At 58.4% G+C, this 2,476-nt stretch carries 2 protein-coding genes and 1 pseudogene; 2 read left to right on the forward strand and 1 reads right to left on the reverse strand.

Features of this window, described 5'->3' with window-relative positions:
• Positions 1 to 302: 302 nt before the first annotated feature.
• Entirely contained in the window at positions 303 to 734 is a 432-nt protein-coding gene (locus K309_RS43655) for an SOS response-associated peptidase family protein (protein WP_084402717.1), read from the forward strand.
• A 55-nt stretch (positions 735 to 789) separates the two neighbouring features.
• Here K309_RS43655 and K309_RS43660 read toward each other — a convergent pair.
• Positions 790 to 1,344, reverse strand: a pseudogene (locus K309_RS43660) (LuxR C-terminal-related transcriptional regulator); the annotation flags it as partial.
• A gap of 426 nt (positions 1,345 to 1,770) precedes the next feature.
• On the opposite strand from K309_RS43660, the gene K309_RS42290 reads away from it, so the two are divergent.
• Positions 1,771 to 2,367: a hypothetical protein gene (locus K309_RS42290; RefSeq protein WP_156914548.1), complete on the forward strand. Its 597-nt coding sequence runs from the start codon at positions 1,771 to 1,773 to the stop codon at positions 2,365 to 2,367.
• Positions 2,368 to 2,476: the final 109 nt, after the last annotated feature.

The raw sequence follows: 2,476 nt of genomic DNA on the forward strand, positions 1-2,476 counted from the left end.
AAGCCTGCCAAGACTCACCCTATAAAACTAGGACGCTGTTTCTCGGTCGCTTACCGATCAACGGAAGTGGTGCCCTACGCCAAAACAGACGTTCAAAATGGATTGCCCGAGCGGGGAGCACGACGTCCGCTTAGGCCGAGCACCCGTGCGCCAAATTGACCGAGTGAACGGCAGTTGTACCTTGAAAGCTGCCGTCGAGGCTGCGTTGGGTCAAACGGCGGCAAAGGGTCGGCAACGGCCTGTCGGGGAGGTCTAGGCCAGTCCCGCATGTCCATACGGTGTATCTTGTGGTGTGCGCGTCCATGGGCTGCACCTTACCGTTACCAGCGGCCGCCTTCTTCGAGCCGCGGTATGACGAAGCAGGTAAGGTCACGCGCTGGCGCATCGGCCTGGCCGGCGCTGAGCCCTTCGCCATCGCCGGCTTGTGGCGGGCGTGGCCGAATGGGGCCGTGTCGTTCACCATGCCAACCGTGAATGCTGACCGGCACCCCTTCCTATCTCAGTTTCATAAGCCTGGCGACGAAAAGCGCAGCGTGGTGATACTGCCGCCAGAAGAATGGGACGACTGGCTGGCGTGTCGCGACCCAGAGCGCGCGCGGACATTCTTGCGCCTGCAGCCACCGGAACGTCTTGCTGGCGCGCCTGCTCCGCTGCCGCCGCGTAAGAAGGCGGCACCTGTATTGGATCCTTCGACTCCTGCGCAAGCCAGTCTCGAAGGCATCTACCAGGGCTGAATACAAGCTCTCTGTTGGGGTCGAAGGTGAGGCCAGCAGCTCTGGCGATGTCGATCAACTCGACCATTGACCGCGCTCCGGCCTTCGCCATGATCCGTTGCTTATAGGAGCTGACCGTTCTCGGGCTGATGTTCATTGCGCTCCCCACATACGCATACCCATGCCCCATTGTCAGCAGCCGCAAAACCTCCAGCTCTTTGTCCGATAGCTTCGCCGATAGATTGGTTTCGCCGATCAACGAACTGCTCTGCGTCATCTCGGGAAACACGACCATTCCGGCCAGGACAAGGGCGACGGTACTCCGGAGCATCTCATTCGTCATGGATTTTTCGATGAACCCGTTTGCACCGACTTTCAGCGCGCGCTCGGCATAAACGAAGCGGTTGTTCGCCGCCATGATGACCACGCGTCGTGCCAGCTTGAGCCCCAGGAGCGAGGCTCCAAGGCACAAGCCCCCCATCTTGGCCAAATGCACATCCACCAGCGCAACATCAAACGGACAGCCGCGCGCCGCAAGCATCGCGTCCTTGGCGCTGCACGCCAGGTGAATTTCGCCCAGATCGGCAAGGCAGTTGCCGAATCCCTCCAGAGTTATTGGATGGGGCGTCAACGATCAAAATTCTGGCAGCCATGGTTCGGTGAGAGTTAAGGGGGCTTGCGATAATTCATAGCCTTCCTCAACGGCCCAATCTGTCAGACCGTTCCCAGCGGTTGTGCGGATCCTTCATAACAGTGTGACCCCGCGCGACGTCCCGGCTGAAGTCATGACCAGCACGCAGCCCATGCCCGAGGCGAACGGATCACTCCCACGCCGACACTGGCCGAGCTGCCGAGGCATTAGCGCCAAGTCAGACCGGCCAGTGTGACCACGTCACCATTGGACATCGAGCAAATTTGCAGGCTCCCCGTCACATAGCTGGGGCGCCAAGCGCTCAATCTGGAAGTCGAAGCGCCCCCCCACTTAAGTAGGGGGACAGACTTCACGGAGGTGGTCCAGAATCGGCTATCCAAAATAGAACACAACGGGTCGGTCGAAATGAAGTCAATTTTTGTTGCATTGGGTACTGTCGCGCTTTTTTCGGGTTGCGCTTACCAAGGTCATGTAGCCTCAACCTCTGCTGGCTATGAAGTTCGGCCAGATCGTGTAAGCAAAGGCAAAGCGTATGTCTACGTCACACAAGACGTAGCAACGCTGGAGAAGACCGTTAAGCCGGGCTTCATTTGCAGCGCGCACTCGTATCCCCTTGAGGCTGGCACCGCTCTGAAGTCCTCCATCATCAAGACCATGGAGGCCGCATACAAGGATGTCATTCCAGTCACATCCGTAGGTGCTGCAGGCAAGGATGGTCCTCTGTATTCATTTTCACTCGACGAATTCACGCCACGCCTTCGGTTCGCCCAAGGTTTTTGGACAGGCACAGCGGATGCAACCGTCGAGATAGCTTTCAAGACCGCTGCGATCGAGCCGAGCGGTAAAGATATGGCTCGAACGACCGTTCGAGGTTTCGGCCAAGATAGCCAAGAAGGCACGTGTGACGTGGGTGCGCAAGCGTTGACCACAGCGGCAGAGAAAGCTATTCGTGTTGCGCTGGAAAACTTCGTCGGGAAGGTTATCAATCCCGCAGCACCGTAAAGATCATCCATAGGAGTGTGCGTGAGCACGGGATTCGATGGGCGCGCGGGCACGGTAAATGATGGGTGGCTGCGGTCTGGTCCATCGCCAATGTTGCAGGTCGTCGGGT

Source organism: Cupriavidus phytohabitans (assembly GCF_000426345.1).
Taxonomy (GTDB): domain Bacteria; phylum Pseudomonadota; class Gammaproteobacteria; order Burkholderiales; family Burkholderiaceae; genus Cupriavidus.

Excerpts from the sequence above, each read along its gene's own strand:
- K309_RS43655 (WP_084402717.1), top strand. The coding sequence starts at position 303 with ATGGGCTGCACCTTACCGTTACCAGCGGCCGCCTTCTTCGAGCCGCGG.
- K309_RS42290 (WP_156914548.1), top strand. The coding sequence starts at position 1,771 with ATGAAGTCAATTTTTGTTGCATTGGGTACTGTCGCGCTTTTTTCGGGT.